The following is a 6,832-nucleotide window of genomic DNA, read 5'->3' as shown; positions in this document are numbered from 1 at the left end:
ATCGAGTATCAGACCAGCTATTTTGCGGAATCCGCCCAGATGGCGAGCCGCGACAATCGCCGCGCCTTTGTGTTCACCGCGGCCGGCGACCCTGAACGGGCGAACCGTTTCGTGCGTCTTCTGCGCATGCACGATATCGACGTCTACACGCTTGAGGGCGACGTACGCGCCGATGGCCGCACCTATGCAGCGGGCGAATCCTTTGTGGTGCCGATGAACCAGGACCAGCACCGGATGATCCGCGGCGTTTTTGACCAGGTCACCGAGTTCCCCGAAAACATCTTCTATGACGTCTCGGGCTGGACCCTGCCGCTGGCCTATGACCTTGAGTATTCCGCCCTGACCGGCGGTCTGCGCTCGGTCTCCATGTCAGATGAGCTGGCGGATGGCGCCTTTGAGGCCGCTCCCGCCCCGGATGTGGCGCCCTATGGCTATGCGCTGGAATGGTCGCACACCTTCGCCCCGCGCGCGCTGAACCGGATCCTGTCCGCCGAGCTGCTGGCGCGGGCGGGTACGGAACCTGTGACCGCCGAAACCACGCGTGGCCGGGTTGAGCTGGGTCGTGGCGCGATCTTCATCCCCTATGCCCGTCAGGATATGAGCCGTGAAGACATTCACGCGCTGATGGAGACCATCGCGTCTGAGGATGGCGTCACCGTCCACGCCCTCACCTCAGGCCTGACCCCTAATGAAGGCGCGGATTTCGGCGCAGCGCGCGTGTTCCGTTCGGTTGAGACGCCCAAGGTGCTGCTGGCCTTCGATGACGGCCTGACGCGCTATGACTCGGGTGAGGTGTGGTGGACCCTCGATTTCCGTCACAACATGGAAGTCACCCTTGTGCGCAAGGATGATCTCGGCGGCGTAAACTGGAGCGAATACACCCACCTCATTCTGGTCGGCGGCAATGCTCGCCTGTCAGACAGCATTCAGGAAGAGGTTGACGACTGGATCCGCGGCGATGGCGGCACGCTGATCGCCACTCGCCAGGCGGCCGTCTGGGCGCAGGAGGCCTTCTTTGACCGCAAGGCGGACGATGAGGACGAGGCGAACGGCTCAGAGGACGACGCCGAAGCCATGACGCGTCTCAACGTCGCCGATATGGCGGTGCGTGAAGCCGAGCATATTATCGGCGGCGCGTTGTTTGAGACCGATCTCGACACGTCTCACCCGCTGGGCTTCGGCTTTGGGGATCGCACGCTGGCGGTTCAGCGCAACATCACCGACGTTCTGATCCGTCCCGAGGACGATCCTTATGCGGTGCCGCTGCAATACACCGACGATCCGCTCTTGAGCGGTTACGCGTCGCAGATGCGCCAGGACGAGATCGCAGGCACGCCTGCCGTCGTCGCCCAGCGTCTGGGCCGCGGCTCGGTGATCATGATGGCGGACAACCCCGTCTTCCGGGCCACCTTCCCCGGTTCGGAGCGTCTGCTGATGAACGCGATTTTCTTCTCCCCCATGATCGACCGCGCCCGCGGCGAATACGAAGAAGAGTAAGACGCTGGATCACTGACTGAGAGCGCCCCGCCAGCAATCTGGCGGGGCGCTTTTTTAATGGGCGCTCAGAACTGGCCGTGCCGGCCCTCGCCTTTTACGAAGCGGGTCGCGCCTTCCACCGTTTCACCGCTGGTCAGGGTTTTGATCCCGAGCCGAACCTCGTTGAGCATGGCGTCCGCTTCATCCAGTCCCCATTGCTCCAGCACGGACTGTCGGTCATGGCGCAGGCAGAGCTGGGGGAAAGCCGCAATCTGATCGGCAAGCTCAAGCGCCGTCTTGAGCGCCTGACCGGGCCCGGACACCCGGTTCGCCAAACCGATTGAGAGCGCTTCGCCTGACTCAACCGTGCGCCCCGTCAGAATCATGTCCATAGCGCGCGACTGACCGATCAGGCGTGGCAGGCGCACCGTGCCGCCATCAATCAACGGCACGCCGAAGCGTCGGCAATAGACGCCGAACACGGCGTCTTCGGCCATGACCCGCAGATCACACCACAGCGCCAGCTCCAGCCCGCCCGCGACCGCGTGGCCTTCAATCGCGGCGATGACTGGTTTGCTCAATCTGAGCCGAGAAGGCCCCATGGGACCGTCGCCGGTCTCTTCGACCCGGTTGCGCCCCTCGCCCGTACTGACCGCTTTCAGATCCGCGCCGGCGCAGAACGTGCCGCCAGCCCCGGTGAGGATGGCGACGCTCAAGCTTTCGTCGGCGTCAAAACGCCGGAACGCCTCGGCCAGATGGTCAGCGGTGGGACCGTCCACGGCGTTGCGCCGATCCGGCCGGTTGATGGTGATGATGGCGACGGCGCCGCGCGTTTCGTACTGAACGCTCATGACTGTCCTCCCTGAATTCTCATCAGAGTCGGTCAGCACTGACGCTTAGACAAGTCCTATTGGGCCGGCGCCTGAAGAGCGGAGTTTTCAAGCGTGTAAAAGCGCAAGGTCAGATCGCGCCCCTTCACGGCGTTATAGCCCTCAAGCGCGGCGAGCTGACGGACACCCGCGCCCTCGAGTCCGGCCTCGAAAGCGGCCTGCTCAGACTGGTCCACAACAGCGAGACCGCATTGCGGGTGCGCCAACAAAAACGCCGCCGTTTCCGCGCCATCCGTTCCGAGCAGGATATCGGTGCTGAAATTGAAGACGTTGGACGGCTCGCGATAGCCTGCAGTGGCCACATTAAGCGTCTCACAGCCCGTGAAGGTCTCCGCGATGCGGGCGGCGTTATAGGAGGGCCACAGCTTGTGGACGCCGGGAATGGCGACGCCAAAAGCGACCACATAGACCGACGCGCTGGCCACGCTGACCGCCAGAAGCCGCGTCAGATCAGGTTTGAACGCCAGCCAGACCAGGCTGATCACCGCCAGAGCGCCCATCACGGCCGTGACCTTGCTGGCGAGGCTGACGGGTTCGCCAAACTCGATCTGGCCGATCCAGGGCACCAGCCCCACGAGCGCGCCCACCACAATGGCCAGCGCTGCGATGACGCCAAACAGCGTCCATTGCTTCCAGCCGCTGAGCAGCGCCTTCGCGTTCACCAGACCCAGACCGATCAGAATGGCGATGGCCGGGAACATGGGCGAGACATAATGAGGCAGCTTGGTCTGGATCAACTCAAACACCAACCAGGACGGCAGGATCCACACCAGCAGGAACTGGACAGCCGCCTCGCTGCGCCGCGACCAGGCGGCCAAGCCAGCGAGCCCCAAGAGCGCGGACGCCGGCCAAAGCGTCACCGGCATCAGCAAGGTGTGATAGCCGAACGGACCGCCATGACTGTCGTCCGCGACGCCGACCTTGCCGAACAGGGCATGCCCCACGGCTTCCTGGAAGAAGCCCCAATCGGTCTGGATGTTGATCGCGATGAGCCAGGGCAGGAAGATCGCACAAGCCAGAAGAAGCCCCGGCAAAGGCCTGATTTTCAGTAGAAGTTTCAGATCACGCTTCAGCGCGACAAACCCGATCAGGGTCAAGGCCGTGACCATGAAGATGATCGGCCCCTTGATGGCGATTGCAGCGCCGGTCCCGGCCCAAAGCACGGCAGGCCAGCCCCAGAATTTCGGCTTCGCCTCCTGCACTTTCAGCATCAGCATGGCCAGCGCGACCTGGGCGAACATGCCCGCCGCCAGCAAGGCGGCGTCAGTCTTGGCGGTGCGCGCCTCGATCTGCATGGCGAGGCCGAGCCCCATCACGATCCCGGCTACCAGCCCCACCGATGGCGAGAACAATCGCGCGCCCAGCCAGGCGGTCAGCGCCACAGCGATCAGGGACCCGAAAAAACTGGGGAGGCGGTGCGCGCCAATGGGGGCGGTCTCACCGCCGAAAGGCTGGGTGGTGATCACTTGCAGCCAATAGATGCCACTGGGCTTCACATGGCGCGGATCGTCCTGAAAGCGGATATCGACGAAGTCGCCGGTTTCCATCATCTGCCGGCTGGCCTGCGCATAGCGCGCTTCATCACGATCCATGGCCGGGATCGAGAACAATCCGGGGAAGTGCGCGATCACCGCCAGCAACATCACCACAATCCAGGCGCGGCGAGACAGCCCGCCGCTTTGGCCCGGCTCGGTCAGTGATGAAATAAAACCGGTCATGGTCAGCGATCTCCACCCCGAGCGCCCAGCAGCATGTGCGGATCCGGATAATGCGTGCGACGCATCAGCCAGATGACGCCCAACAGGTCAAACAGACCCGCCGCCGCGCGGCCGAGATTGGTGTATTTGCTCTCGCCCGCCGCCCGCGGCCGGTTCACCACGGTGACATTGAGCGTTTCAAAGCCCAGATGCCCCGCCAAAGCAGGCAAGTAGCGGTGAATGGCGTCAAAGAAGGGCATCACAAGGAACAGATCACGCGGCAGAATTTTCAGGCCGCAGGCCGTATCCGGACAGTCATCATTAAGGAGCGAGCGGCGCAGACCATTGGCGAAGCGCGAGGCGAATTTGCGATTGGCCCCGTCCGTGCGGTTTTGCCGGCACCCGGCCACCACGCCCACCGTGTCCACGGTCGACAGATCAATCGCCTTGCTCATTTCCAGAACCGACCGCGGATCATCCTGTCCGTCGCCATCCATGGTCGCGACCCAGATCGCGCGCGCCGCCAGGAATCCTGTGCGAAGCCCGGCGCTTTTTCCGGAGCGGTTGGGATGACGGATGACGCGCACGCGCGGATCGGCCTCAGAGAGCGGACCAAGCGCGCCAGCGGTGTCATCATCGCTGCCGTCATCGACCACAATGATCTCAAAGCTCTCCAGCCCTTCAGAGAAGACCGAGATCGCCTCCTTGACCACCTCTTCGATGCTGGCCGCTTCGTTAAAGGCGGGAATGACGATGGACAGGGCTGGGATGCTCATGGACGCTCATCTGGCAAAGCCGACCGCAAGACGCGCGGTCTGATGCCAGCGGTTTAGCGCGATCCGTACAAGACGGGCAATCACAACCCGAAGCGCAGGCTGCGATCCGGCCCGATCAGACGCCGTAAAGCGCCGCGATCCGGTCAATCTTGCGAAACGCCTTGCCTGGCGCCCGCGCCAGCGGACCCAGCGGCAAGGGCTCGGCCGTCTTCTCGATCTGTCCCGCCATCTGGCGGGTCCAGCCCACAAGCCCGGGCTGGGTGATGCAGCCGGTGGCGAGGCCTTCCTGAAACGAGCCCATGGCCTGTTTCTGACGCCCCTCGCCCGGTCCCATATGCAGTTCATGCACGCCCGCTTCGGCGCCCGCTTTCAGCATTTCGATCAGCAAGGCGTTGCCGGGCGTCAGTTTGACGAAGTCCGGGTCATAGGCCGGAAACCACGAATGCAGCACCTCAGGACCGATCAGGCCGAAATGCACCGCCGCCAGACGGCCGTCGAGTTCCAGCGTGGACATCAGGCCTGCGCCCTCTGCGCGGTCCTGCCGCCAGAGTTGCTCCAGAAGATCGCGCACCCATTTCAGCGCAAACAGATCCGGAAAGCCGGACTCGCGATACTGCGCGGACTTCCACGCATACAGCGCCTCAAGCGTTTCGGGTCGGCGATCATCAAAGCGGAACGTCAGCGCGCCTTCCTTGGCGAGCTTCTTCGGCGCGCCGATGGCGCTGCGAAACGTATTGCCGCCCAGCTTCTTGCGGCTCGCCACATAGGCGTCAAAGCCCTCGGACACATCGATCACCCAACCGCCTTCAACGCTGTCGGCATGACGGCGGAAAGGCGCCTGCGCCGCAAGGCTGTCGCGGAAGTCGAACACCGCAATATTCGCCTGGGCCAGAACATGCGTCAGCGCGATGTCTTCATCGGGCGCGCAGATGATCCCATGGCAATCATTGACGACGCCGCCCGGGGCGCGAGCGTGACCCATCGGGCCTTTCTGGAAAGCGAAGAAGCCGGCGATGCGCGCGCTCTTGCGGATCACCGCAACACGGATATCGGGTCGCGCCGCCGAGATGGCGTCAAGATAGCCCAGCGTTTGATACGGACTTTTCAGGAGCGGATTGACCGCCGTCATGGCGCGCCAGGCGTTACGCTCGGTGGCGCTCAGCTCTTGAGGTGTTGTCACTTCCACGCTCAGCATCTGCATCCCGGTCCCCGTTTCATTCTGCGACAGTCCTGACAGACAAGACTGAACAAAGGCTTGGCGAACGCCCGATCTGGCCCGCTTCGGCACAAAATCACGCGCGTTTAGCCGTTTTTCAGTGTTGTGAGGCAAGCTTGGGACCGGTCGCGCTCTTGCATGGCGCGCCACATGCTGATCCGGATTCTGAACCACCCATGTTGAACCGTCATCTTCTGGCTTACCTGCCGGTCTATCTGGCCCAGGCTCTTGTGGGCTTTGGCAGCGTGGTCGTGTTCACCCGGCTGCTGACGCCTGACGCCTATGGCCAGTACATGCTGGTGCTGACGGGCTCGGCGCTGATCAGCACCCTGATCTTTACCTGGCTGGACGCCGCCGTGGCGCGTTATCACGCCCGCGCCAGCGCCCGCGGCCGGTTGGGCGGGCATTTGTTCACCGCCCTCACCCTGTTTGCGATGATCGCCGCGCCGGTCGCCATTCTGGGCGGCCTTCTCTTGCTGGCGCTCGACCTGCCGCCCGCATTGAAGACCGCCAGCGCTTATGCGCTCGCCTATCTCCTGCTGCGCGCCGGCGTCATGATCGCGCTCGAAACACGCCGCGCCGCCGGCGAAGCCTGGCGGTATTCGGCGCTTGAAACGTTCTCGCTGGCGGGCGGGTTCGCCTTTGGCGCCGCGTTGACGCTTTTGACCGATCTGGGTTCAGCGGGTCCGCTGGCCGGTCTCGCTCTGGCGTCGGGTCTGGCGCTGGTCTTTGACCTGCCCGCCCTGGCGCGCAAAGCCAAACGCGACCGCGCCCATA

The 6,832-nt window shown here is 63.7% G+C and carries 5 protein-coding genes and 1 pseudogene; 2 read left to right on the top strand and 4 right to left on the bottom strand.

The window, feature by feature from the left end:
• A pseudogene (locus B3M53_RS07905) lies at positions 1 to 1,497 on the top strand (peptidase); the annotation flags it as partial.
• 65 nt (positions 1,498 to 1,562) lie between these two features.
• Here the strand turns inward: B3M53_RS07905 and B3M53_RS07900 are convergent.
• From B3M53_RS07900 to B3M53_RS07885, 4 genes are all read right to left on the bottom strand, one after another.
• Positions 1,563 to 2,327: a crotonase/enoyl-CoA hydratase family protein gene (locus B3M53_RS07900; RefSeq protein WP_022702118.1), complete on the bottom strand. Its 765-nt coding sequence runs from the start codon at positions 2,325 to 2,327 to the stop codon at positions 1,563 to 1,565.
• 56 nt (positions 2,328 to 2,383) lie between these two features.
• Entirely contained in the window at positions 2,384 to 4,084 is a 1,701-nt protein-coding gene (locus tag B3M53_RS07895) for an ArnT family glycosyltransferase (protein ID WP_273020569.1), read from the bottom strand.
• A gap of 2 nt (positions 4,085 to 4,086) precedes the next feature.
• Complete coding sequence (locus B3M53_RS07890) at positions 4,087 to 4,839, bottom strand: glycosyltransferase family 2 protein (RefSeq protein ID WP_022702116.1); 753 nt, start codon at positions 4,837 to 4,839, stop codon at positions 4,087 to 4,089.
• 115 nt (positions 4,840 to 4,954) lie between these two features.
• Positions 4,955 to 6,040, bottom strand: a complete 1,086-nt coding sequence (locus B3M53_RS07885; RefSeq protein ID WP_273020566.1) for a GNAT family N-acetyltransferase — start codon at positions 6,038 to 6,040, stop codon at positions 4,955 to 4,957.
• A gap of 191 nt (positions 6,041 to 6,231) precedes the next feature.
• Here B3M53_RS07885 and B3M53_RS07880 point away from each other — a divergent pair.
• Positions 6,232 to 6,832, top strand: a 601-nt coding sequence (locus B3M53_RS07880; RefSeq protein WP_349678827.1) for an oligosaccharide flippase family protein, incomplete at its 3' end; no start/stop codon positions are given.

This window comes from Oceanicaulis sp. UBA2681, assembly GCF_002354675.1.
GTDB lineage: Bacteria > Pseudomonadota > Alphaproteobacteria > Caulobacterales > Maricaulaceae > Oceanicaulis > Oceanicaulis alexandrii.
Note: the sequence above shows the minus strand (reverse complement) of the source record. Positions and strands in the feature narration are given on the sequence as shown.